The sequence below is a fragment of the Streptomyces sp. V4I2 genome (genome assembly GCF_030817655.1).
In the GTDB taxonomy this organism is placed as follows: Bacteria; Actinomycetota; Actinomycetes; order Streptomycetales; family Streptomycetaceae; genus Streptomyces; species Streptomyces plumbiresistens.
Genome location: NZ_JAUSZM010000003.1, coordinates 9,144,442 through 9,167,955 on the forward strand (window position 1 = coordinate 9,144,442; position 23,514 = coordinate 9,167,955).

Consider the following 23,514-nt stretch of genomic DNA (forward strand, 5'->3'; position numbering starts at 1 on the left):
CCTCGGCTCGACAGGGGTCCGCGCAGTCGTGCGGTCCGGTGAGAAATATCCGCTCCCAGGCAACCGATGCTTTCGATCATGCGGTCATGGAGGGTGATCACCCACGATCACCCATCGGATGCGGCGGCCGGTCCTGACCACCCGGTTGCCCGAGCGAAAGCTGACCATGAGATATCGCACCAGAGTGACGGCCCCGGCCACCGCCCTGATCGGCACGGCCGCGGCCCTGACCACGGCCCCCTTGGCCCACGCGGCCCCGAAGGAGACCGGCACCCCGGGCCCCGAGACCCTCGGCGACCCTGTCTTCCCGAGCCTCGGCAACGACGGCTACCGCGTCTCGGCCTACCACCTCGACCTGGCCTACGACGCGACGACACAGCTCGTCGACGCGACGGCGACCCTGCGGATCCTCACCACCCAGGCCCTGACCCGCCTCTCCCTCGACGCCCTCGGCCTGGACATACGCACGGTCCGTGTCGCTGGCGGCCCGGCCACGTACGAGCAGGTGGAGGAGAAGCTGCGGATCACGCCGGCGCGCCCGCTGCCGGCGAACGCGCCCGTCACCGTCTGCGTGGAGTACACGGCCGACCCGCGCCGGGAGCTCGCGCACACCGCCTGGGTCGCCACCCCGGACGGCTTCGCGGTGTGCCCCCAGCCGAACTCCGCGCACACCGTCTTCCCCTGCAACGACCACCCGGCGGACAAGGCCGGATTCACCTTCCGCCTCACCGTGCCCAGCGGTCTGCGCGGCGTCGCCACGGGCGCGCTCGTCCGCACCGAGAGCCTCGACGGCGACCGGACCGCGTACACCTACCGGTCCCGCTCGCCGATCGCCACCGAGCTGGTGCAGATCACCGTCGGCGACTACCTGGTCAAGGACCGGCAGGGCCCGCACGGCCTCCCGCTCCGGGACGTCGTGCCGGTCGCCCGCGCCGCCGCCCTGGAGCCCGCCCTCGCGCTCACCCCCCGGCTCGTCGAGTGGATCGAGCAGCGCCTGGGGGCGTACCCCTTCGAGACGTACGGCCTGCTGCCCTGCAACTCCGACGACCCGGCCGCCTTCGACTTCACGGGCCTGGAGACCCAGACGCTCACCCTTTACAAGCCGAACTACCTGCTCCAGGAGGAGTCGAGGATCGGCTCGCACATGATGCACGAGCTGGTCCACTCCTACTTCGGCAACAGCGTCAGCCCCGCCACCTGGGCCGACCTGTGGCTGAACGAGGGTCACGCCGACTTCTACGGACTGCTGTACCGCTACGAGCGCGGCTGGGCCGACTCACTGGGCCTGACCACCATGGAAGCCCGGATGAAGGACACGTACGCGCGCGGCGACCAGTGGCGCAGGACCTCCGGGCCGGTCGCGTCGCCCAACGAGGCGAACCTCTTCGACAGCCAGCGCTACCTGGGCGGCGTCCTGGTCCTCTACGCGCTCCGGCAGGCCGTCGGCGAGGACGTCTTCCACGCCGTCGAGCGGACCTTCCTGGAGCGGTACCGCAACTCGTCCGCGTCCACGGAGGACTACATCGCCGTCGCCTCGGAGGTCTCCGGGCAGGACCAGTCCGGCTTCCTGCGGGACTGGCTGTACGGCACGAAGAACCCGCGGATGCCCGGCCACCCGGACTGGACGGTCACGCCGGTGAGCTCGTCGCTGCGGCAGCCGGAGAGCCGGACGGGCGGGCACTACCACGACAACTCGGCCACCCTGTAAGGGGTCAGCCGAGGCAGGCGGTCAGTCGAGCCGGGCGGTCAGTCGAGCCGGGCGGAGGGGACTTCGTCCGGCTCGAGCTCCGCGCCGCGCTGCTGCGGGATCACCACCGCGCCCTGCTGCAACGCCACCGTCCGGGCCGGCGCCGGGATGCGGATGCCCTCGGCGCGGTAGCGCCTGTGCAGGCGCTTGATGAACTCGTGCTTGATCCGGTACTGGTCGCTGAACTCGCCGACGCCCAGGATCACCGTGAAGCCGATCCGGGAGTCGCCGAAGGTGTGGAAACGGACCAGCGGCTCGTGCTCGGGGAGCGCGCCGGTGATCTCGGTCATCACCTCGGCGACGACCTCGATGGTCACCCGCTCGACCTGCTCCAGGTCGCTGTCGTAGGCGACCCCCGCCTGCACCAGGATGGTCAACTGCTGCTCGGGACGCATGAAGTTGGTCATGTTCGTCTTCGCGAGCTCCCCGTTGGGGATGACGACCAGGTTGTTGGAGAGCGAGCGGACCGTGGTCTGCCGCCAGTTGATGTCCTCGACGTAGCCCTCCTCGCCGCTGCTCAGCCGGATGTAGTCGCCGGGCTGCACGGTCTTGGAGGCGAGGATGTGGATGCCCGCGAAGAGGTTGGCGAGGGTGTCCTGGAGGGCCAGCGCGACCGCCAGACCGCCGACGCCCAGCGCGGTGAGCATCGGCGCTATGGAGATGCCCAGCGTCTGGAGCACCACCAGGAAGCCGATCGCCAGGATCAGTACCCGGGTGATGTTGACGAAGATCGTGGCCGATCCGGCGACGCCGGGGCGGGACTGGGTGACCGACCGCATCAGGCCGGCGACGACCCGGGCCACGGCCACCGTCACGACGAAGATCAGCAGGACGGTCAGCACCTGGTTGACGTTGTGCTGGACCGTCGCGGTCAGCGGCAGCGCCGCCGCCGCGGAGGCCGCGCCGCCCGCAATCGCGGCCCACGGGACCGCGGTCCGCAGCGCGTCCACGATGACGTCGTCGCCGCTCCAGCGGGTGCGGTCGGCGTGCTTGCCCAGCCAGCGCAGCAGCATCCGCAGCAGGAACGCCGCCAGCAGGCCCGCGATCACCGCGATGCCGGCGATCACCAGGTCGTCCATGGTGAGGTCCCGCTTCACCGGTCACCTCCGCAGAGCAGTCCTGCGGCGAAGGCCTTCGCCGACGGCCGGATGTGAAGTTGCGTCACGTTGCCACCTGTTCGATTCCGGGATGAGAGGCCGCGTCGGCCAGGAAACCCCCCAGGGCCGACGCGACCGCTCATCCTGCCGCATCGGGTACAGGAGTTCGTACCTGGAGCGGTGCCGGATCGCGGTGTTTCAGACGATTCCCTCGGACAGTTCGGCCTGTTCCCGGTCGGAGTACGCGGCCGTGGTGGGCGTTCCGTACGAGCGGCGGGCGACGAACCACCACACCGTGGCCAGGAGCAGGACGACGGCGAGGGCCACGGACGCGTAGTTCATCGTGTCCACCGTGACCGGCGAGGACTGCGGCAGGCAGAACAGGACCGTCACACAGGCCACCCACACCACAGCAACCCATCCGATCGGCTTGCTCCACCGGCCCAGGCTCCACGGACCCGGCTGAAAACGATCCCCCGCGCGCAGCCGCAGCAGCACGGGAATGGCGTACGCCGGGGTGATGCCGATCACGTTGATGGCCGTCACCGCGCCGTACGCGGTCGCCGAGTACAGGGAGGGCAGGGCGAGCAGACCGGCGACCACCACCGACAGCCACACCGCCGCGACCGGGGTCTGAGTGCGGTCGCTGACCTTGCGCCACAGTGCGGAACCCGGCAGGGCCTTGTCCCGGCTGAACGCGAACACCATGCGGCTGGCCGCGGCGACCTCGGCGTTGCCGCAGAACAGCTGGGCCACGATCACCACGAGCAGCAGCGCGCTCGCGCCGTCCGTGCCCAGGCCGTCGAGGAGGATCTGCGCGGGCGGCACCCCGGTCTCGGTGGCCCGCGTGGCGTCGTAGTCCTGGATGGCGAAGGTGAGACCGGCGAGCAGCACGAAGCCCGCGAGCCACGACACCCAGATGGAGCGGACGATGCCCTTCGCGGCCGACACCGACGCGTTGGAGGTCTCCTCGGACAGGTGCGCCGAGGCGTCGTAGCCGGAGAACGTGTACTGGGCGAGCAGCAGGCCGATCGCGGCCACGTAGACCGGGTTGGACCAGCCGGTGTCGTTGACGAACTCGGTGAAGACGAAGGACGGCGACTGGTGGTGGTCGGGGACGATCGCCAGGGCGCCCACGATGAGCGCGACGCCCGCCAGGTGCCACCAGACGGATATCGAGTTGAGCACGCTGACCAGCCGCACCCCGAACAGGTTCAGCACGGCGTGCAGCAGCAGGATCGCCATGAAGATCAGCATGGTCTTCTCCGGCGTCGGCTCGAAGCCCCACTGGAGGTTGGCGAACGCCCCCGCGAACAGGGCGGCGCCGTAGTCGATGCCGGCGATCGCGCCGAGCAGACCGAGCAGGTTCAGCCAGCCCGTGTACCAGCCCCAGCGGCGCCCGCCGAGCCGGTCGGCCATGTAGTACAGGGCCCCGGACGTCGGATACGCGCTGGTGACCTCCGCCAGCGCGAGTCCCACGCACAGCACGAACAGGCCGACGCCCGCCCAGCCCCACAGCATCACGGCGGGGCCGCCCGCCCCCATGCCGAAGCCGTACAGGGTCATGCAGCCGGACAGGATCGAGATCACCGAGAAGCTGATCGCGAAGTTGCCGAAGCCGCCCATGCGGCGGGCGAGCACCGGCCGGTAGCCGAGCTCGCGCAGCCGCTTCTCCTCGTCGTGCGGCGGTACTCCTCGGGATGTCGACGGACCGGGAGTGGGGGACATGCGGGGACCTCCGGGGAAGGGACGGACGTACCGGGACATCAACGGGCGGGCGTCAGGCCTCGCGGGGCGCCGACCGGCTGCGCGCGCGGGCCTGGAGGAAGATCTGTACGGCTTGGGCCTGGTCGCCCGGATCCGCGGTGCGGTGGGTCCAGGGCACCGGCGTGTAGTACGGGCCGATCGCGTCGAACACCCGGGCCGCCTCCTCGAACTGCAGCGCCCCCCATAGGGCGTGGGCAAGGTGGTTGAGGTCGAGCGGGGACTGTTCGACCGGCAGGGACTGCTCGAACCAGGAGTGGTACGCCCGGCGTGCCTCGCGGGTGGCCTCCTCGGCCACCCAGTGCAGGTCCAGGGCGGCGGAGCGCCCGCCGCCGCGCCGGTAGCGCTCGGCCCGCACATGGAGCGGCAGGACGTGCAGCGCGGAGCCCGGCGGGGCCGTGCCGGCCACCCAGTGCGCGCAGCCGACCGCCTCCGCCAGCTGTTCCGACGCCGCCTGCGCGTACAGGAACTGCAGCATGCGGTGGTGGGCCTCGCGGTTGTAGGGGTCGCGCCGCTCGGCCTCGGCCAGCAGGCCCCACGGCCCGGGCGGCAGCATCGGTTCGGGCGGCGCCGCCCGGTGCTCCTCCCACAGCTGTCTGCGGTCCAGCTGGGCGAGCGCCAGCAGACACACCCAGGGCACCGGGTCCTTCGGTGCGGTCCGGGTGGCCGCGTCGCTCAGGTCCCAGGCCTCGATCCACAGTTCGTGGGTGCGGAGGTGTTCCTCGCGCCGGGCCCGTAACGCGCGTTCCACGGCGACCCGGGCCCGCATCACCGCCGCCGGGACGCTGTCCGGTTCCTCGGCGAGCCAGGTCCGCACCACGTCGGTGCCGGCGGCGGCCGCGGCCAGGACCTGGGTGCGCTGCGTCCACTGCCACCAGGTCACGGTCCGCTCCAGCAGGGTGCGCATCGACATCCAGCGTCCGGTGCGCACCTCCTGGAGGGCGGCGCGCAGGTCGGTGTCGTGGCCTGCGGGGTCGTAGGCGGGACGCGCTCCGTCTCTGGCCATCAGCCGCTCGCCCCCGGGAACGGGAACAGGTCGGGCAGGACGGCAGGGTGGAGTAACAACAGCCCTCCTCGGGGCGGCGGTTGAGGAGATCGCGTTGGTCGGCGGTCACTATAGGGGCGCCGCATGTGCGCCACCCGCGGTTCCCGGACTTCTTTGTTGTAAAGGTCAATTGACTGGCCATCAGCCAATGCACGGCAGCGCGTACCGCCTGGTCGGCGCGCCCTTGACGCGACACCGCGGACGGCGGCAGGCTGTCGGGCTGTGATCACCGAGGAAGGGGCGTGATGACGGGTCCGGTACTCGCCGTCGACCAGGGCACGTCCGGCACCAAGGCCCTGGTGATCTGTCCCGAACGCGGCGTCATCGGCACCGGCTTCGCCGCCGTACGGCCCCGCCACCTGCCCGGCGGACTGGTGGAGGCCGACCCGGCCGAGCTGTACGACTCGGTGGTCGAGGCCGGTACCCGCGCCCTCGCCCAGGCGGGCGAGCCCGTCGTCGCGCTGGGCCTGGCCAACCAGGGCGAGACCGTGCTCGCCTGGGACCCGGCGACGGGCCGGGCGCTCACCGACGCCCTCGTCTGGCAGGACCGCCGGGCCGAGAGCGTCTGCGCCGAACTCGCCGAGCACGCGGAGGAGTTGCGGCAGCTGACCGGCCTGCCCCTCGACCCCTATTTCGCCGCCCCCAAGATGGCCTGGATACGACGGCACCTCACCGCCGAGGGAGTCGTCACCACCAGCGACGCCTGGCTGGTCCACCGCCTCACCGGCGCCTACGTCACGGACGCCGCCACCGCCGGCCGTACACAGCTCCTGGACCTCGACCGCGCCCAGTGGTCGCCGCGCGCACTGGAGCGGTACGGCCTGTCCGACGAGCGACTGCCGGACGTCGTGGACAACGCGGGCTTCGTCGGTACGACCACCGCCTTCGGCACCGGGATTCCGCTCACCGCCCTGGTCGTCGACCAGCAGGCCGCCCTGCTCGCCCAGCGCATCACCGCACCCGGCGGCGCCAAGTGCACCTACGGCACGGGCGCGTTCCTCCTCGCCCACACCGGCGACACGCCCCGGCGCGGCACCTCCGGACTGGTCAGCTGCGTCGCCTGGCGGCTCGGCGGACACACCAGCTACTGCCTCGACGGCCAGGTGTACACGGCCGCCTCCGCCGTCCGCTGGCTCACCGACCTCGGCGTCATCCGGGGCGCCGCCGACCTCGACACCGTGGGCGGGGCCGTGCCCGACAGCGGCGGCGTCACCTTCGTGCCGGCCCTCGCCGGGCTCGCCGCCCCCTGGTGGCGCGGCGACCTGCGCGGCTCGCTCACCGGGCTGGGCCTGGACACCGGGCCCGGGCACCTGGTGCGCGCGCTCTGCGAGGGGCTGGCCGCGCAGGTGGTGCTCCTCGCGGAGGCCGCCGCGGCCGACCTCGGCGACGCGCTCGACGTGCTGCGCGTCGACGGCGGCCTGACCCGCTCGGCCCTGCTCATGCAGACCCAGGCCGACCTGCTGCAACGTCCCGTCGAGGTGTCCGCGCTGCCTGATGCGACCGCACTCGGGGTGGGCGCGCTGGCCCGGCTCGGCGCGGAACCCGGCCTGAGCCTCGCCGACGCGCTGCCGGACTGGAAGCCGGCCGCGGTGTACGAGCCGCGCGTGTCGCCCGAGGAGGCCGCCGAACGCCTCGGCCGCTTCCGCGCGGCCGTGACCGCCCTGCTGGACGGGACGCCCGCATGACGGTCACGGACCGCGGGCCGCTGCCGTCGACCACGTACGACGTGGCGATCGTCGGCGCCGGAGTCGTCGGCTGCGCGATCGCCCGCGCCCTCGCCCGCCACCCCGGGCTGCGCGTCGCCCTCGTCGAGGCGCAGGACGACATCGGTCAGGGCACCTCGAAGGCCAACACCGCGATCCTGCACACCGGCTTCGACGCGGTGCCCGGCTCCCTGGAGGCACGCCTGGTCCGCGAGGGCGCACGCCTGCTGGCCGGGTACGCCGCCGAGTCCGGCATCCCCGTCGAACCCGTCGGCGCGCTCCTCGTCGCCTGGGACGAGGAGCAGCTCGCCGCGCTGCCCCGCCTCGCCGAGAAGGCCGAACGCAACGACTACTGGCACACCAGCCTGATCGGCCCCGCCGCGCTGTACGAGCGCGAGCCGCACCTCGGCCCCGGCGCGCTCGCCGCGCTGCACGTACCCGGCGAGAGCATCATCTGCCCCTGGACGACAACCCTGGCCTACGCCACCCAGGCTGTCCGGCACGGAGTCGACCTGCACCTCGACTGCCGGGTGGAACAGGCGAGCCGGCCGGACGAGACGCACGTGCTGCGCACGACCCGAGGCCCGCTGCGCGCCCGCTGGCTCGTCAACGCGGCCGGCCTGCACGCCGACACCCTCGACCGGCAGCTCGGCCACGACGACTTCACCGTCACCCCGCGCCGCGGCCAGCTCCTCGTCTTCGACAAGCTGGCCCGCGACCTGGTACGCCACATCCTGCTGCCGGTGCCCACGGCGCTCGGCAAGGGCGTCCTGGTCGCCCCCACGGTCTACGGCAACGTCCTGCTCGGCCCCACCGCCGAGGACCTCGACGACAAGCAGGCCACCGGTTCGACGGCCGACGGGCTGACCCTGCTGCGCGACAAGGGCCGCCGCGTCCTCCCCGACCTGCTCGACGAGGAGGTCACCGCCGTCTACGCGGGCCTGCGCGCCGCCACCGAGCACGACGACTACTGCATCGCCGCCCACCCCGACCAGCGGTACGTCACCGTCGGCGGCATCCGCTCCACCGGCCTCACCGCGTCCCTCGCCATCGCCGACCACGTGACGGGACTGCTCGCCGAAGCCGGACTGGAACAGACCGGCGCGGTCCGCGCGTTGGCGCCGGTCCGCATGCCCAACCTCGGCGAGGCCTTCCCGCGCCCCTACCAGCGGCCCGAACTCATCGAGGCCGACCCGGAGTACGGCACCCTCGTCTGCCACTGCGAACGCGTCTCCCGCGGCGAGATCCGCGACGCCCTCGCCAGTACGATCCCCCCGGCCGGCCTCGACGGCCTGCGCCGTAGGACCCGGGCCCGGGCGGGCCGCTGCCAGGGCTTCTACTGCGGCGCCGCGGTGCGGGAGCTGTTCGAGGAGGCCGGAGCATGAGGGCGGTCGACGTCCTCGTCGTGGGAGCCGGCCCCGCCGGGCTCGCCGCCGCCGCCCGCCTGGCCGCCTCCGGTGTTGGCCGCGTCGAGGTCCTGGACCGCGAGCAGCACGCCGGGGGAGTCCCGCGGCACTGCGCCCACGGCGGCTACGGGACCTGGCTGCATCCGTTGACCGGGCCGTCGTACGCCCGCCTGCTCGTCACCGCCACCGAGCGCGCCGGAGCCGTCGTACGTACCGGGGTCACGGCCCTCGACTGGGCCGGGCCGCTGGCCCTGCGCACGGTCGGCCCGCGCGGGCCGGAGACCCTGGGCGCGCGGGCCGTCGTCCTGGCCACCGGCGCACGCGAACGACCCCGCGCCGCACGGCTGGTGCCCGGCACCCGCCCCGCCGGGGTGTACACCACGGGGGAGCTCCAGCAGGCCGTGCACCTGTACGGGCAGCACATCGGCACGCGCGTGGTCGTGGTCGGCGCGCAGGACGTCTCGTACCGGGCCGCCGACACCGTACGGGCCGCCGGAGCCGCGGTCGTCGCGATGGTCACCGACCTGCCCCGCCCGCAGACCGCACCCGCCCGCGCCCTCGACGCCCGCCTCCGCCACGGCGTTCCGCTCCTCACCGGCACCACGGTCACCGAACTCGTCGGCCACGGACGTCTGTCCGGCGTGCGGGTACGCCACCGCGACGGCAGGACGGCCACGCTGTCCTGCGACACCGTCGTGTTCACCGGCGACTTCGTGCCCGATCATGAACTGGCCCGGCGCGGCGGACTGCTCCTCGACCCCGGCACCCGCGGCCCGGCCGTCGACGGCTTCCTGCGCACCTCGCGGCCCGGCGTGTTCGCCGTCGGCAGCGTGCTGCACCCCGTGGAGAGCGCGGCCACCGCGGCCCGCGAGGGCGCGCACGCGGCCGGTGCCGTCCTGGAGGCGCTCGCCGAAGCCGAAGCCGAAGCCGGAGCCGAAGCCGGAGCCGAAGCCGAATCGCCGGACGGCGTCCCGCTGATCGCGGACCCGCCCCTGCGCTGGATCGCACCGAACCGGGTCACGCCGGCCGACCGGCTGCCGTACGTCCTGCGCACGGCGGCCGAACTGTCCCGCCCGGTCCTGCGGGTCACCCAGGACGGCCGTCTGCTGCACCGCGAACGGCTCCGGAGCGTCGTACCGAACCGCACGGTGACCCTGACGGCACGCTGGACCCGGGACGTGGACGCCAAGGGCGGTCCGGTGCGCGTGGAGCTGGCGGAACGCTGAGTCAGATCACCTTCAGCCGCACCAGCGCACCCAGCGTCAAGGCTCCCGGCAGCAGCGGCAGCCACACGGTGATGATCCGGTAGGCGAGGACCACCGCCGTGGCCACGGCCACCGGGCCGCCCGCCGCCACCAGGGCCATGATCAGCGCCGCCTCGACCGAGCCGATCCCGCCCGGCGTGGGCACCAGGGCGACCGCGACCGTCGCCGCGAGATAGGCGAGGGCCATGTGCGCGGGCGGCACCGGCAGCCCGAGCGCCTGTCCCACCGCGACCAGCCCGGCCGCCTGCAACGCGGGGAAGGCCAGCGAGCCGCCCCACAGGGCGAGCGCCCGAGCCGGACGCGTGTGCACCGACCGGGCCTCGCCCAGCGCGGTCCGCAGGAAGGACAGCACGGCCGTACGCAGCCGCCGTACCCACGCGAGCACGCCCGCTGCCACGACCAGAGCCGCCGCGACGGCCAGCAGCAGCGGGCCCACGGCCCCCTCGGGCAGGAGCGTCCCGAGCCGCAGCGCGTCCGGGAAGGCGATCAGCAGCGCGGCCAGCAGACCGAGCCGGCCGATCGACTCCGCCAGCAGATACAGGGCGAGCGCGGCGGAGGAACGGGCGAGCGGCAGCCCGCACACCGTCATGAAGCGCAGGTTGACCGCGCTCGCGCCCAGGCCCGTCGGCAGCAGGTGGTTGGCCGCGCCCGCCGCGAACTGCGTGGCCACCAGCCGCCGTTTGGGCAGCGACTCGACCACGGCACCCTGCCGGGTGAGCGCGGCGGCGACCCACGTCAGACAGGTGGCGCCGGCCGCGACCAGCAGCCAGGGCCACGCGGCGTTGCGCAGATGACCGAAGCCCTCGGCGAGCACGGACCGGTGCTCCACCGCCACGACGGTGACGAGCAGGAGCGGAAGCAGGCACAGGATCTGGCGGATCCTGCGGACCGGGAGGCGACGGGGGAGTTCGGGGAGTTCGGGGAGTTGTACCGCTGTCACATCCGGAGAGGCTTCCCACCCCGCACCAACTGCGGGTTGCGGAAGCGGGGACAAGGCATGGCGTACGGTCATCGGATCCTTCGCGCGGGGGACGAGGGGTGAGGGGGACGAGGTGTGGGGGACGTCGGGCGGGTGGACGACGGGCGGGTGGACGACGGAAGCACATTGACCTCAATCATGCTTGAGGTCCTACGGTCCTTCTCATGAGCATGGAGACCACAGCCTGGACCCAGCTGCAGAGCGTCATGAACGCCGAGCAGAAACGCCGCCCCCTCGCCCGCGCCACCCTGCGCCGCATCGGCGAGTTCGCACGCCCGCACCGCCGCCGTATCGCCCGGTTCGTCGCGCTCGGCGTGGTGACCGCGCTGCTCGCCGTCGCGACCCCGGTCCTCGCCGGACAGGTCGTGGACGCGATCGTGTCGGGCCGCGACGAGGGCACCGTCGTACGCCTGGCGCTGCTCATCGCGCTCATCGCGGTCGCGGAGGCGGCCCTCGGCGTGCTCGGCCGACGGCTGTCGGCGACGCTCGGGGAGGGCCTCATCCTGGATCTGCGGACAGCGGTGTTCGATCATGTGCAGCGGATGCCGGTCGCGTTCTTCACACGTACCCGTACGGGAGCGCTCGTCTCCCGTCTCAACAACGACGTCATCGGCGCCCAGCGCGCCTTCAGCAACACCCTGTCCGGAGTGGTCAGCAACCTGGTCACCCTGGTCCTCACCCTCGCCGTGATGCTCACCCTGTCCTGGCAGGTCACCCTGCTCGCGCTGGTGCTGCTGCCGGTGTTCGTGATCCCGGCGCGGCGCATGGGCAGCCGCATGGCCGGCATGCAGCGGGAGGCGGCGGCCCTGAACGCGGCGATGGGCACCCGGATGACCGAGCGCTTCTCGGCGCCCGGCGCCACCCTGATCAAGCTCTTCGGCCGCCCGGAGCAGGAGTCCGAGGAGTTCGCGGTCCGTGCGCGCCGGGTACGGGACATCGGCGTCCGCACGGCCATGGCGCAGTCCCTCTTCATCACCGCCCTGACGCTGGTCTCCGCCCTGGCCCTGGCCCTGGTCTACGGCCTCGGCGGCTGGTTCGCCCTGCGCGGCACCCTCGACCCGGGCGCCGTCGTGGCCCTCGCCCTGCTCCTGACCCGCCTGTACGCCCCGCTCACCGCACTGGCCGGCGCCCGCGTCGAGGTGATGAGCGCCCTGGTCAGCTTCGAGCGCGTCTTCGAGGTACTGGACCTGGAGCCGCTGATCAAGGAGCAGCCGCACGCACGATCGGTCCCCGACGGCCCGGTCCCCGTCGAGTTCGAGAACGTCCGCTTCGGCTACCCGTCCGCCGACAAGGTCTCCCTCGCCTCCCTGGAGGAGGTCGCGTCCCTCGACACCCGGGGCGGCGCCGAGGTCCTGCACGGCATCTCCTTCCGCGCCGAACCCGGGCAGACCGTCGCCCTCGTCGGCTCGTCCGGCGCCGGCAAGTCGACGGTCGCCCAGCTGCTGCCGCGCCTGTACGACGTCGACGAGGGCGCCGTCCGGGTCGGCGGCGTCGACGTCCGTGACCTGAGCGCCGAGTCACTGCGCGGCACCGTCGGCATGGTCACCCAGGACGGCCACCTCTTCCACGACACCGTCCGCGCCAACCTCCTCCTCGCCCGGCCCGCGGCCACGGAGGAGGAGGTGTGGGACGCCCTGCGCCGCTCCCGCCTGGACGCTCTCGTACGGTCCCTGCCCGACGGCCTCGACACGGTGGTCGGCGAGCGCGGCTACCGGCTCTCCGGCGGCGAACGCCAGCGCATGACCATCGCCAGGCTGCTGCTGGCCCGCCAGCGCGTCGTCATCCTCGACGAGGCCACCGCCCACCTGGACAACACCTCGGAGGCGGCCGTACAGGAGGCGCTCGCCGAGGCCCTGGAGGGCAGGACGGCGGCCGTGATCGCCCACCGGCTGTCCACCGTGCGCGCGGCGGACCTGATCCTCGTTGTCGAGGCGGGGCGGATCGTGGAACGCGGCACGCACGAGGAGCTGCTGGCGGCCGGCGGACGGTACGCCCAGCTGTACCGGACGCAGTTCACGCAGCGGTCGGACGGCGAGATCACGGAGATCACGGAGATCGGGTCGGCGGCGTAGGCGGGGCCGACGGCTCAGGTGCCGGGGTCGGCCCCGGACATCTCGTGGGTGCGCGGATCGCGCCACTCGCTCGGGGAGACGCCGTACGCCGTGCGGAAGGCCCGGCTGAAGTGAGTGGGGCTGACAAAGCCCCAACGCCGGGCCACGGCCGACACGGTGGCGTTCCTCCGGCCGCGGCGGGCCAGTTCGCGGGCGCACTCCTCCAGGCGGCGCTGCTGCACCAGCCGTCCGATGGTGACGCCCTCGCCCTCGAAGAGCCGGTGCAGGTACCGGACGGAGATCCGGTGCGCCCCCGCGATGGCCTCGGGCGACAGGGCCGGATCGCCGAGGTTCCGGTCGATGTGGTCGCGGACGCGCAGCACCAGGTGGGCGCGTGTGTCGTCCTGGTGCGTGCCGGACTGACGGGTTCGCTCGGCCAGCAGGGTGGCGACCAGGTCGACGACACTGCCGGCCAGCCTGCCCGCGACGGCCGGTGAGAAGGAGTGGGCCGAGGTCGCCAGCGAGGCCAGGAAGGGCAGCAGCACGGTGCCGAAGCCGTCCGAGGTGCCGATGGCGGTGCCGGTGATCCGGCGGAGGTCGGCGTCCGGCACGCCCAGTGCCCGGCGGGGGAGAAGGAAGACATGGGTGGTGAACCGCGCCGGGTGGTCGAGGGCGTACGGCCGTGTCGTGTCGTAGACCAGGAGGTCGCCCTCGCGCACCTGGGCCCTGCGGCCGTCCTGGGTGAGGGTCGCCGTGCTCGACACCTGGATGCCGACGGCCAGGAACGCCTCTGGGGAACGCGCGACGAGTGACGGTGTACGGCTGATCCGCTGGGCGTCCGCCTCGATGGTGGACACCCGCAGATGGCCGAGGAGGCTGGTCGTGATCCGGCCGTGGAACGGCCCGGTGCCGTGCGGGGCGACGGTCATGGGGACGAGCGCTCGTCCCAGCGCGTCGCGCCAGTAGGTGACCTTGTCCCCGTCGGGAACCGACGCGGTCGTCAGTACCGGGCTCAACCGGCTCTCCCCCTTCTTGCCTGTGCTGTGGATCAACAGCAGCCAATCAGGGGCATGACGCGGGCTCCAGGCAGAACACAGGCAGAAACACGGTGGGAGTACCGCCGTCGTTCAGGTGTCGCGGGAGGCCAGCTGTTCGTGGGCCTCGGCGACGGCCCCGGGGTCCGCGCCCGCGCCGAGGGCGAGGCAGCGGGTGAACGCGTCCTGCGCCTCCGCCTCGCGGCCGGCGGCGAGCAGGGTGTTGCCGAGGTGGGCCAGAGCGCGGCTCTCGAGGCCGGTGTTGCCGCTGTCGTGGCTGAGTCCGACGGACGTCTGCAAGTGCTCGACGGCCTCCGCCCAGCGCTTCATGAGGGCGTAGGCGCGGCCCGTGCCGCTGTGCATGTTGAACCGGGTGAAAAGGGCGATGTGCGGTTCGAGGCGGTCTCCGGCCTGGTCGAGGAAGGCAAGCGTGCGCAGGTTGGAGGCGATGGTCTCCTCGGCCCGGCCCGCCTCCAGCAGGACGCTGCCGTGTCCGCTCATGGCCTGCACGGTGCCGTGCAGGTCTCCGACGGCTTCGAACAGCCGGGCGGCCTCGTGGTTGTGGTCGGCGGCGGGCACGTAGTCGCCGAGCCATCGAAGGGCCCAGCCCGTGTAGAAGTGGGCCCATGCCTGCTGGGCCGGATCGTCGGCGCGCCGAGCGGCGGCGAGTGCCTCGGCGGAGCGCGCGAGACTGTCGTGGTGGCGGCCCTCGCACAGGAGCAGCGCCCAGGCGTGGTAATTGAGCTGGGTGGCCTCCACGACCGGATCGCCGAGCGCCTGGGCGGAAAGAGCAGCGGTACCGAAGACCTCGGGCCAGTGACCCCAGAAGATCCACTGGTCGGAGAACCAGTGCAGGGCCTCGGCCACCTCCACCACGGTGGCGTGCTCGCCCGCGGCGGCGGCCCGGCGCAGCGCGGCCAGCCAGTTGGTGCCCTCGGCCTGCAGCCACTCCCTGGCTTTTCCGGCGGTCGACAGGTCGACGGTGCCCTGCCAGGTCGGCGGCGGGGCGCCGTGGCCGGGCTCGTACCAGCGGCCGGCCACGATCGCGGTCCTGAGCAGCCACCCGTCCATCTCCGCGCGGGCCCGCGCCGCGTCCTCGGCGCTCTCCTCCGCTGCCAGCCGGGCGCGGGCGAACAGGCACAGCAGGTCATGGAGGCGGTAACGGTCCCCTTGCGTACCCAGCAGACCGGCCTCGACCAGTTCCTCCAAGGTGTCCTCGGCGTCGAACAGCTGCTGCCCGGTCAACCGGGCCGCACAGGCCGCACCGACGTCCGGGCCGTCCACCAGGGCCAGGCGCCGGAACAGCCGGGCCGCCGTGGGGGTGAGCTGGCGGTAGGACAGGTCGAAGGCGGCCGACACCCGCAGGTCCCCGGCCGTCAGCGCGTCCAGGCGGCGTTCCTCGACGGCGAGACGGTCGGCCAGCCGGCGCACGCTCCAACCGGTGCGGGTGGCCAGCCAGTTGCCGGCCACCCGCAGCGCCAGCGGCAGATGCGCGCACCGCTCGGCGACCTCGGCCAGTGCGGCCGGATCCGCCGCGGCCCGCTCCTCGCCCACCAGAGCGGTCAGGAACACGGCTGCCTCCTCCGCGCTCAGCTCCCCGAGCGGCAGCCGGTGCACGCTCTCCAGCCCGGTGAGCATCCGCCGGCTGGTCACCAGCACCATCCCCGCGCCGCCGCCGGGCAGCAGCGGGCGGACCTGCGCCTCGTCACGGGCGTTGTCCAGCACCAGCAGACACCGCCGGTCGGCCAGCACCTGCCGGTACAGCCCGGGATGCCCCTGCGGCCCGGCCTTCGCCAGGTCCCGGTCGGCCACACCGAGGGCCTTGAGCACGCCCAGCATCAGCTCGAGCGGCTCGGGCGGAACGTCGTCCATCCCCCGCAGCTCCACCATCAGCTGCCCGTCCGGGAAGCGGTCGGTCAGCTTCCGGGCGGTGTGCAGCGCGAGGGTGGTCTTGCCGGTTCCCGGCGGACCGGACACGGCGGCGACGACGGGCGGGCGGGGTGCGGAGACGGAGGGCTCGGGTGCGGTCCCGGCCGGGGACGCTTCGGCCATGCCCGCCTCCTCGGCCAGCTCCCTCAGCCGCACCAACTCCCGTTCCCGGCCCACGAAGTCGTCGATGCCGCGCGGGAAGGCCTGTACGCCGACGGGGCTGTAGCCGGGACTGCGCCCGGCCCTGGCGGCGGCCAGAAGCCGTTCGCGGGCCGGTTCGGCCAGGCCCAGGCCGTCGGCGAGGGCGGCCACCGTACGGCGCTGCGGGGCCGCCCGGCGACCGCGCTCCAGATCCCCGATGCCCCGCACACTGACACCCGAGGCCTCGGCCAGGCCTTCCAGCGTCAACGACGCGGCGAGCCGCAGCTCCCGCAGCAGTGCCCCGAACGCCGCGCTCTCCTCGGCCACCCCGCCCCCCTCGTGCACACCATGCGCGAGCGGAACGCCCGGACATGATCACGAGGATTCTATGGGGGTGCCGTGTGCTGGAGGTAAGCGAGCGGTGCGCACGGCAGGCGACGGCCGGCGGGAGCCGTCCGCGTCAGCTCGTCGCCTCTACCGCCTCGCGGATCAGGTCGGCGACCTCCTTCGGCCGGGACACGGCGACGGCGTGCGAGGCGCCTTCGAGTTCGACGATCGTGGCCCCGGCCCGCTTGGCGCCGAAGCGCTCCACCTCGGGGTTGATCGCCTGGTCCGAGCCGGCGACGAGCGCCCAGGACGGCTTCGTCTTCCACGCGGCCGCGGCGGCGCTCTCCTCGAACGCGGCCGCCGCCAGCGGACGCTGGGCCGCCGCGAGGACCTTGGTGACGGCGGCCGGGACGTCCGCGGCGAAGATCTCCGGGTAGGCCTCGGCCTTGATGCTGACCTCGACCGCGGACTTCGCCCCCTCGACCGGGTACGTCCACTCCTTGAGGTTGCTGACGAGCGGCGAGAGCGGGAAGCGGCCCTGCAACTCGCCGAGGCTCTCGCCCTCTTCGAGGACGTAGGCCGCGACGTAGACCAGGCCGACCACGTTCTCCGCGGTGCCGGCCACGGTGATGAGCGCACCCCCGTAGGAGTGGCCGACGAGCACGACCGGGCCGTCGATCTGGGCGGCCACGGCCGCGACGTACGCGGCGTCGGACGCCAGGCCGCGCAGCGGGTTGGGCGGCGCGATCACGGGGATGCCGTGGTTCTGCAGTTCGGCGATGACGCCGGACCAGCTGCCGGCGTCCGCGAAGGCGCCGTGCACGAGAAGGACGGTGGGGGTGCGGGACATGTTGGGTTCTCCCTCTGGATGTCTCAGTGGCCAGCTGTCTCAGTGGCCGTGGAGCGCGGTGCGCAGGGTGCCGACGGCCATCGAGATCGCGGCCTCGGCGGCGTGCGTCTCGCGCAGCGCGTTGAGCATCACGAAGTCGTGGATGATGCCCTGGTAGCGGACCGCGGTGACCGGGACGCCGGCCTGGCGCAGCTTGTTGGCGTAGGCCTCGCCCTCGTCGCGCAGGACGTCGGCCTCGCCGGTGATGACCAGGGCCGGGGGCAGTCCGGTGAGCTGCTCGGTGGTGGCCCGCAGCGGGGAGGCGGTGATCTCGGCGCGCTGTGCCTCGTCGGTCGTGTACTGGTCCCAGAACCACTGCATGCCGTCGCGGCGCAGGAAGTAGCCGGTGGCGAACTGGTGGTAGGAGCCGGTGTCGAAGGCGGCGTCGGTGACCGGGTAGAACAGCACCTGCTGCACCAGCGGGACATCGCCGCGCTCCTTGGCCATCAGCGTCAGCGCGGCGGTCATGTTGCCGCCGACCGAGTCACCGGCGACCGCGATGCGGGTGGCGTCCAGGTCCTTGGACGCGCCGTGCTGCACGACCCACTGGGCGACCGCGTAGTTCTGCTCGATCGCGACCGGGTAGCGGGCCTCGGGGGAGAGGTCGTACTCGGGGAAGACCACCGCGGCGTTCGCGCCCACGGCGAGTTCACGCACCAGGCGGTCGTGGGTGTGGGCGTTGCCGAACACCCAGCCCGCGCCGTGGATGTACAGGATCACCGGCAGGGTGCCCTCGGCGCCCGCCGGCTTGACGATGCGGGCCCGGACACTGCCCGTCGGACCGCCCTCGACGGTGACCCACTCCTCGTCGATCTCCGGCTTCTCGATCTCGCCGGACTGCACCTCGTCGACGGCCTTGCGACCCTCGGCGGGCGCCAGGTCGAAGAGGTAGGGCGGGTTCGCGGTGGCCTCGACGAACGCGGCGGCCGCCGGCTCCAGGACCGGCTGGACCGGCTCGACGGCGTCGGACATGTGGCTCTCCTGAAGTGTGGTGCGTCGACCGCGGTTTCATCCACCGCGGGTTCCTCGCTCCGCACGCTAGGTCCGCGCGGCCGACCTGCCTTGCCCAGGAGCGCACCGGCGCCGACCCCACAGCGCACGGCGGTGTGGGCCAGACCGCAAACACGAGCCCTCGACGCGGGCGTCCCTTCGCGCTTCGCGGACGGCTTGCCCGACAAGCCGAGTGCCCTGCACTGCCGGATGCGCCGGCGGATGAGGTCAGGTCAGGGCCGGAGCCCGGTGTGGCGTGGGTTCGCCCCGACGAAGATGCCGAGGATGTGGGTGAGGGGATTGTGGAGGGCCGCATGCCGGTGGGGGACGGGCTCGTGGGACGCCTCGGGGTCGGGGCGTGCGGTGTCGTCGGTCCGCGGCAGGTCTGGGGCGGTGCCGGCTTCCGGGTGGGTGGTCGGGCCGCGCATGGGGCTCTCCTGTCTCGTCGGCTGCTGGAGCTGTCGTGGAACGCTGGTGACCGGCCGGCGGGCAGCCCTGGTCACCCGTTCTGCGGGCGGAGTTCGAGCAGGGAGATGTCCGCGGGGGCGCCGACCCGGACCGGTGGGCCGAAGAAGCCGGCGCCGCTCGTGACGTAGAGGGTCGTGTCGTCCACGCTGCCGAGCCCGGCGGTGACCGGACCGGACATCGCCGTCACGGCGGTGAGCGGGAACATCTGACCGCCGTGGGTGTGCCCGGACAACTGGAGGTCGACGCCGTGGCGGGCGGCCTCCTCGGCGAACACCGGCTGGTGGGCGAGGAGCACGACAGGGCGCGAGGTGTCCCGTCCGCTCAGGGCGCCCTCCAGGTCGGGGCCACGGCCGGTCTCCTCTCCGGCCAGGTCCTCCACGCCCGCCAGGTCGAGGAAGGCGCCGTTGTGCCGGATCTCGACGCGCTCGTTCACCAGCGGCTGGACGTCGACGGCGCGCATCTCGTCCAGCCAGTCCTTCACGCCGTCGTAGAGGTACTCGTGATTGCCCGTGACGAAGAAGCTGCCGTACCGCGACTCCAGGTGCCGCAGCGGCCTCGTCGCCGGTCCCAGCTGGGCGGCGGTGCCGTCGGCGAGGTCACCGACGATCGCCACCAGGTCGGCCTGGAGCCCGTTGACCATCCGGACGACGCGCTCGGTGTGCGACCGCCCGAGCATCGGACCGAGGTGCAGTTCGCTGACGACGGCGATGCGCAGACCCGCCAGCCGCGCGTTCACCTTGGACAGGGGGATCGGAACCCGCTTGATCCGCGGGTCGCCGAGCGCCACCGACATTCCGTGACCGACGGTGCCGAGCGCGGTCGCACCCGCGAGAGCGCCGACCGCCCGTCCGATCAGGAGCCGCCGGCCCATCATCGGGCCGTCCGCCGGGGGACGGGGCCCCGAGGCGTCCTCGGGGCCGGTCGCCGCCCCGTCCCCGTCGGCCACCGGGGCCGCCGCGGCCCCGGCCGAGGGAGCACCCGCCGTGACCGGGACGCCGGCCACTGCGGCGGTCACCGGCTGCGCCTCGGCGGACCGGGGCGCCGTCCGCCGCTCGGTGCGCCGCAGGCGGCGCAGCACGAGGACCCGCGGCACCTCCAGCACGGCGAGCGCCAGCAGCAGGTAGAGCAGCACCCCGATCAGGGTGTAGCCCGGCCAGGCGAGCCAGCGCCCGCCGCCGTCCTGCGACGGGTCCAGCATCGGAGTGACGATCCTGGTTCCGGGTGCGAGCAGCGCCGAGACCACCACCGCTGCCGTCCCCAGCCGCCGACCGAGGGTCGCGGGCCTGGTCGTGTCACGGACCAGACGCCTCCACAGGTAGATGTGGAGCAGGCCGGAGCCGGCCAGCATGAGCACCCACATTCCGATTCCCAGCATCGTCTCTCCTCGGGAACTCGGTGGATCAGGAACGGCCGGCGGGCGCGCCGACAGTCGCGGTCGAGGCGCGCGGGCCGCTCGCCTCGACGGGCTCCGACTCGGAGATACCGAACCGGTCGTGCAACGCGCGCAACGGCGCGGGCGCCCACCAGTTGGCGTTGCCGGCCAGCCGCATGAAGACCGGGACGAGCACCGCCCTGATCAGCGTCGCGTCCACCAGGATCACCACGACCATGCCCAGGCCCAGCATCTTGAGGAAGACGATGCCCGACGAGGCGTACGTCGCGAACGAGGCCGCCAGGATGACCGCCGCGGAGGTGATCAGCGGGCCACTGCGCTCCAGGCCGACGGCCACCGCGCTGACGTTGTCACCGGTGCGGTCGTACTCCTCCTTGATGCGCGACAGCATGAAGACCTCGTAGTCCATCGAGAGGCCGAAGGCGGTGCAGAACATCAGGATGGGGATGCTGGGCTCGATCGAGCCGCTCGGGGTGAAGCCCAGCAGGCCGGACAGGTGGCCGTCCTGGAAGACCCACACCAGTGCGCCGAACATCACGCCCATGCTGAGGGTGTTGAGCACCATGGCCTTCGCGGGCAGCAGCACGCTGCCGGTCATCAGGAACAGGATCACGAAGGTGACCCCGAGGATCAGCCCGAACACCAGTGGCAGCCGGTCGGTCAACTCGGTGCGGAAGTCCTTGAGTTCGGCGGGGTAACCGCCGATCCGCACCTCGGCGTCGGCGGACGCGCCCTCGCCGGCGGTGGTCCGGATCTCGGAGAGCACCCGGTCGATGTCCCGGTCCAGGCCGTGGTGGGTGGCGACGACCGAGTACCAGGTGTCCTTGTCGTGGGCGAACCTGTCGGAGGCGGCGTTCGCCCCGGAGATCTTCCGGCCCTCGGCGTACGAACCGGTGAGCGCGTCGACCTGCTGGACGTCGGCGATCCGGGACAGCGCGGCCGCTGTGGCGTCGATCGAGGCCTCGCCCGCGGCGGTGCCCGGCTGGCCGGTGCGCAGCACCTGGATGGCGTCCATCTCCTCACCCGCGAAGTTGTCGCGGACGTCCTGCTGGACGACCCTGCTGGAGGTGGTCTCGGGCAGCACCCGCTCGTCCGGCACGCCGAACGTCAGGCCCAGGGTCGGCGCCGCCAGACCGAGGAGCACGACCAGGGCCGGGATGCCCCACAGCAGCGGCCGGCGCATCATCCGCAGGGCCGTGGCGTGCCACCAGCCGTTGTCCGAGCGGGCGGCGGCGTTCTTGCGGACGACCCGGTGGCCCAGGCGGGCCAGCGACGCCGGCAGGATGACGAGCGCGGCGAACACCGACGTCAGGACGGTGGCGACACCGGCGTACGCGAAGGAACGCAGGAACGGGAACGGGAAGAGCAGCAGGCACGACAGGGACACCAGGACGGTGAGCCCGCTGAACGCGACCGTGCGGCCGGCGCTGCCGACCGCGTGCTCGACGGCCTCGGCGACGGACCGCCCGGCCCGCAGCTCCTCACGGAACCGGTTGATGACGAACAGGCTGTAGTCGACGCCCAGTCCGATGCCCATCACCAGGGCCAGGTTGGCGGCGAACGTCGACACGTCGGTGAAGTACGTGACGCCCCGCAGCAGCGCCAGCGTGGCGATCACCGAGAACAGGCCCATGCCCAGTGTCAGCAGGGCGGCCGAGAACCGGCGGTAGATGGCGAACAACAGCAGCAGCACCAGCGGGAACACGATCATCTCGGCCCGCAGGAAGTCCTTCCGGGACTGCTCGGCAGCCTGCCGGAAGACCTCGTCCCCGCCGCCGACCCGGACCTTCACCAGCGCGGTGTCCCGGCTGAACTCGGGGGAGAACTCCCCGAGGTTGGTACGGGCCTCGGTGACCGTGCCGGACATGCGGGCGATGATCAGGGCCTGCTTGCCGTCGGTGCCGCGCATGGCGGGCGAGGCCCCTCGCGACCAGTAGGAGGAGACCTCGGCCACCCCGTCCTGCGCCGCCAGTTCCTTCTCCAGCTTGCGGCCCTCGGCGGCCACCGCCGGGTCGTCCACGGTGCCCCGCTCGGCGGTCACCATGAGCAGCACGCTGGGCGTGCCCTCGCCGAACTCCTTCTCCAGCTGTGCCCTGGTGGTCAGCGACTCGGAGCCGGGGCTCTCGAAGCGGCTGAGGACCAGGCGGTCCATGGCGCCCGCGGCGAGCACCAGTCCCAGGACGGTGAGGACGACACTCGTCCAGATCACCAGCCGGGACCTGGTCGCGGTGACCCGGCCCCATCGTCGTAAGGCCGGCGGGGTCTGCGCGGCGTGTGGGCTCGCCGGTTGATGTGTGGTCGGCATTCTCGGTCTCCGGGTGGGTGGGGGTGACGGGGGCTTGTGAGTGAGGGATCCGGTCACAGACCGCGGGCGTCGAGCCAGCGCGCGATCCGGTCGAAGGTGCGGGGCGCGGAGCGGGCCATGGTGGCGTAGTGGCCGGCCCCGGGGATGTCGACGAGTTCGGTGTCGGCCCCGGTGAACAGGCGCTGGTGGGCGGCGCCGCCCGTGACGCGGGCGTCGTCGTCCCCGTAGACCAGGAGCACGGGCACCTCGATCGACCCGATGTGTTCGAGGTCCGTGAAGACGCCGTCGAGCTGGGAGGTCATGTCACCGCAGGGGTGGCGGTTCTGGTGCGGGGTGGCGGCGTCCACGACCCGCTCCTCGGTGTCGTGGAAGTTCCCTCGCCGGAACTGGTCGGCGCCCAGGTCGTAGTAGGCGTAGCCGCTCGGGTCGCCGGCCTTCCGGCTCGGCTGGCCGCCGGCCATGCAGGTCTGCAGGGCACTGAAGAAGCGGGTGTTGGCCTCGGGGGTCAGGCCCCGGTCCGACCAGTCCATGATCATCAGGCCGTCGATCTCGCCGAACGAGTACGCCTCGATCTGTACGACCTGGCCGCCGTTGGACTGCCCGGCCAGCGTCACGGTGTCGAAGGCCGGCGGGTCGCCCTTGACGGCCGCGGGGTCGGTGGCCGCCGCCGCGTCCAGGCCGTACGTGCCGGAACGCAGTTGCCGCACGATCTGGTGGGCGATGTCGGCCTCGGCGCCGATGCAGGTGTCGAGGCCGTCGGGGCGGTCGCTCGCGCCGTAGCCGAGACGGTCGATGGTGAGCGAGGCATGCCCGCGCTCGGCCAGTTCCTCGGCGTAGTGGTAGCCGGGCACGTCCAGGCGCCAGTACCACTCCCCGGACGCGATGCCGTGCTGGTAGAACGTGATCGCCCGCTTCGAGCCCGACAGCACCGACGCGGGCGCGGTCAGGTGCCCGCTCACCCGGTGGGTTGTGCCGCCCGTG

The 23,514-nt window shown here is 72.8% G+C and carries 17 protein-coding genes; 5 read left to right on the top strand and 12 right to left on the bottom strand.

What is annotated here, in order from left to right:
* The first annotated feature begins 166 nt into the window (after positions 1-166).
* Positions 167-1,708: a M1 family metallopeptidase gene (locus QFZ76_RS42695; protein WP_307678707.1), complete on the top strand. Its 1,542-nt coding sequence runs from the start codon at positions 167-169 to the stop codon at positions 1,706-1,708.
* Between the two features lie 38 nt (positions 1,709-1,746).
* Here the strand turns inward: QFZ76_RS42695 and QFZ76_RS42700 are convergent, their stop codons facing one another.
* The 3 genes from QFZ76_RS42700 to QFZ76_RS42710 all read right to left on the bottom strand — a co-directional run bounded on the left by QFZ76_RS42700 (position 1,747) and on the right by QFZ76_RS42710 (position 5,614).
* On the bottom strand, positions 1,747-2,844 hold the full coding sequence (locus QFZ76_RS42700; protein ID WP_307678708.1) for a mechanosensitive ion channel family protein: 1,098 nt from the start codon (positions 2,842-2,844) through the stop codon (positions 1,747-1,749).
* Between the two features lie 198 nt (positions 2,845-3,042).
* The gene (locus QFZ76_RS42705; RefSeq protein ID WP_307678709.1) at positions 3,043-4,572 is read right to left on the bottom strand and encodes an amino acid permease; all 1,530 of its coding nucleotides are present in this window, start codon (positions 4,570-4,572) and stop codon (positions 3,043-3,045) included.
* Positions 4,573-4,624: 52 nt separating this feature from the next.
* The gene (locus tag QFZ76_RS42710; protein WP_307678710.1) at positions 4,625-5,614 is read right to left on the bottom strand and encodes a hypothetical protein; all 990 of its coding nucleotides are present in this window, start codon (positions 5,612-5,614) and stop codon (positions 4,625-4,627) included.
* 284 nt (positions 5,615-5,898) lie between these two features.
* Here QFZ76_RS42710 and QFZ76_RS42715 point away from each other — a divergent pair, with 284 nt between their 5' ends.
* The 3 genes from QFZ76_RS42715 to QFZ76_RS42725 are packed head-to-tail and all read left to right on the top strand — an operon-like array spanning position 5,899 to position 9,988.
* Positions 5,899-7,338, top strand: coding sequence for an FGGY family carbohydrate kinase (locus QFZ76_RS42715; protein ID WP_307678711.1), 1,440 nt, complete (start codon positions 5,899-5,901; stop codon positions 7,336-7,338).
* Positions 7,335-8,741 carry an FAD-dependent oxidoreductase gene (locus QFZ76_RS42720; RefSeq protein ID WP_307678712.1) on the top strand — a complete coding sequence of 469 codons (1,407 nt, stop codon included), beginning with the start codon at positions 7,335-7,337 and terminating at the stop codon, positions 8,739-8,741. The genes QFZ76_RS42715 and QFZ76_RS42720 overlap by 4 nt, the downstream gene beginning before the upstream one ends.
* Entirely contained in the window at positions 8,738-9,988 is a 1,251-nt protein-coding gene (locus QFZ76_RS42725) for an NAD(P)/FAD-dependent oxidoreductase (protein ID WP_307678713.1), read from the top strand. The genes QFZ76_RS42720 and QFZ76_RS42725 overlap by 4 nt, the downstream gene beginning before the upstream one ends.
* 1 nt (position 9,989) lies before the next feature.
* Here QFZ76_RS42725 and QFZ76_RS42730 read toward each other — a convergent pair whose 3' ends face one another.
* On the bottom strand, positions 9,990-10,967 hold the full coding sequence (locus tag QFZ76_RS42730) for a lysylphosphatidylglycerol synthase transmembrane domain-containing protein (protein ID WP_307678714.1): 978 nt from the start codon (positions 10,965-10,967) through the stop codon (positions 9,990-9,992).
* Between the two features lie 209 nt (positions 10,968-11,176).
* On the opposite strand from QFZ76_RS42730, the gene QFZ76_RS42735 reads away from it, so the two are divergent.
* The gene (locus tag QFZ76_RS42735; protein WP_307680295.1) at positions 11,177-13,078 is read left to right on the top strand and encodes an ABC transporter ATP-binding protein; all 1,902 of its coding nucleotides are present in this window, start codon (positions 11,177-11,179) and stop codon (positions 13,076-13,078) included.
* Between the two features lie 14 nt (positions 13,079-13,092).
* On the opposite strand, the gene QFZ76_RS42740 is transcribed toward QFZ76_RS42735, so the two are convergent.
* The 8 genes from QFZ76_RS42740 to QFZ76_RS42775 form a co-directional block, all read right to left on the bottom strand.
* Complete coding sequence (locus tag QFZ76_RS42740; protein ID WP_307678715.1) at positions 13,093-14,073, bottom strand: helix-turn-helix domain-containing protein; 981 nt, start codon at positions 14,071-14,073, stop codon at positions 13,093-13,095.
* A gap of 111 nt (positions 14,074-14,184) precedes the next feature.
* Positions 14,185-16,488 (bottom strand): helix-turn-helix domain-containing protein, encoded by a 2,304-nt coding sequence (locus QFZ76_RS42745; protein WP_307678716.1) that lies wholly within the window; start codon positions 16,486-16,488, stop codon positions 14,185-14,187.
* 133 nt (positions 16,489-16,621) lie between these two features.
* Positions 16,622-17,338, bottom strand: coding sequence for an alpha/beta fold hydrolase (locus QFZ76_RS42750; protein ID WP_307678717.1), 717 nt, complete (start codon positions 17,336-17,338; stop codon positions 16,622-16,624).
* 39 nt (positions 17,339-17,377) lie between these two features.
* Positions 17,378-18,349, bottom strand: a complete 972-nt coding sequence (locus tag QFZ76_RS42755; protein ID WP_307678718.1) for an alpha/beta hydrolase — start codon at positions 18,347-18,349, stop codon at positions 17,378-17,380.
* 251 nt (positions 18,350-18,600) lie between these two features.
* Entirely contained in the window at positions 18,601-18,795 is a 195-nt protein-coding gene (locus QFZ76_RS42760; RefSeq protein ID WP_307678719.1) for a hypothetical protein, read from the bottom strand.
* A 71-nt stretch (positions 18,796-18,866) separates the two neighbouring features.
* Positions 18,867-20,210, bottom strand: a complete 1,344-nt coding sequence (locus QFZ76_RS42765) for a metallophosphoesterase (protein ID WP_307678720.1) — start codon at positions 20,208-20,210, stop codon at positions 18,867-18,869.
* 25 nt (positions 20,211-20,235) lie between these two features.
* The gene (locus QFZ76_RS42770; protein WP_307678721.1) at positions 20,236-22,437 is read right to left on the bottom strand and encodes an MMPL family transporter; all 2,202 of its coding nucleotides are present in this window, start codon (positions 22,435-22,437) and stop codon (positions 20,236-20,238) included.
* A gap of 149 nt (positions 22,438-22,586) precedes the next feature.
* Positions 22,587-23,492 (bottom strand): alpha/beta hydrolase, encoded by a 906-nt coding sequence (locus tag QFZ76_RS42775; protein ID WP_307678722.1) that lies wholly within the window; start codon positions 23,490-23,492, stop codon positions 22,587-22,589.
* Positions 23,493-23,514: the final 22 nt, after the last annotated feature.

Coding starts and splice junctions, on each gene's coding strand:
- QFZ76_RS42710 (WP_307678710.1), bottom strand. CDS start 5,614: ATGGCCAGAGACGGAGCGCGTCCCGCCTACGACCCCGCAGGCCACGAC.
- QFZ76_RS42735 (WP_307680295.1), top strand. CDS start 11,177: ATGGAGACCACAGCCTGGACCCAGCTGCAGAGCGTCATGAACGCCGAG.
- QFZ76_RS42750 (WP_307678717.1), bottom strand. CDS start 17,338: ATGTCCCGCACCCCCACCGTCCTTCTCGTGCACGGCGCCTTCGCGGAC.
- QFZ76_RS42715 (WP_307678711.1), top strand. CDS start 5,899: ATGACGGGTCCGGTACTCGCCGTCGACCAGGGCACGTCCGGCACCAAG.
- QFZ76_RS42755 (WP_307678718.1), bottom strand. CDS start 18,349: ATGTCCGACGCCGTCGAGCCGGTCCAGCCGGTCCTGGAGCCGGCGGCC.
- QFZ76_RS42720 (WP_307678712.1), top strand. CDS start 7,335: ATGACGGTCACGGACCGCGGGCCGCTGCCGTCGACCACGTACGACGTG.
- QFZ76_RS42760 (WP_307678719.1), bottom strand. CDS start 18,795: ATGCGCGGCCCGACCACCCACCCGGAAGCCGGCACCGCCCCAGACCTG.
- QFZ76_RS42705 (WP_307678709.1), bottom strand. CDS start 4,572: ATGTCCCCCACTCCCGGTCCGTCGACATCCCGAGGAGTACCGCCGCAC.
- QFZ76_RS42695 (WP_307678707.1), top strand. CDS start 167: ATGAGATATCGCACCAGAGTGACGGCCCCGGCCACCGCCCTGATCGGC.
- QFZ76_RS42765 (WP_307678720.1), bottom strand. CDS start 20,210: ATGCTGGGAATCGGAATGTGGGTGCTCATGCTGGCCGGCTCCGGCCTG.
- QFZ76_RS42725 (WP_307678713.1), top strand. CDS start 8,738: ATGAGGGCGGTCGACGTCCTCGTCGTGGGAGCCGGCCCCGCCGGGCTC.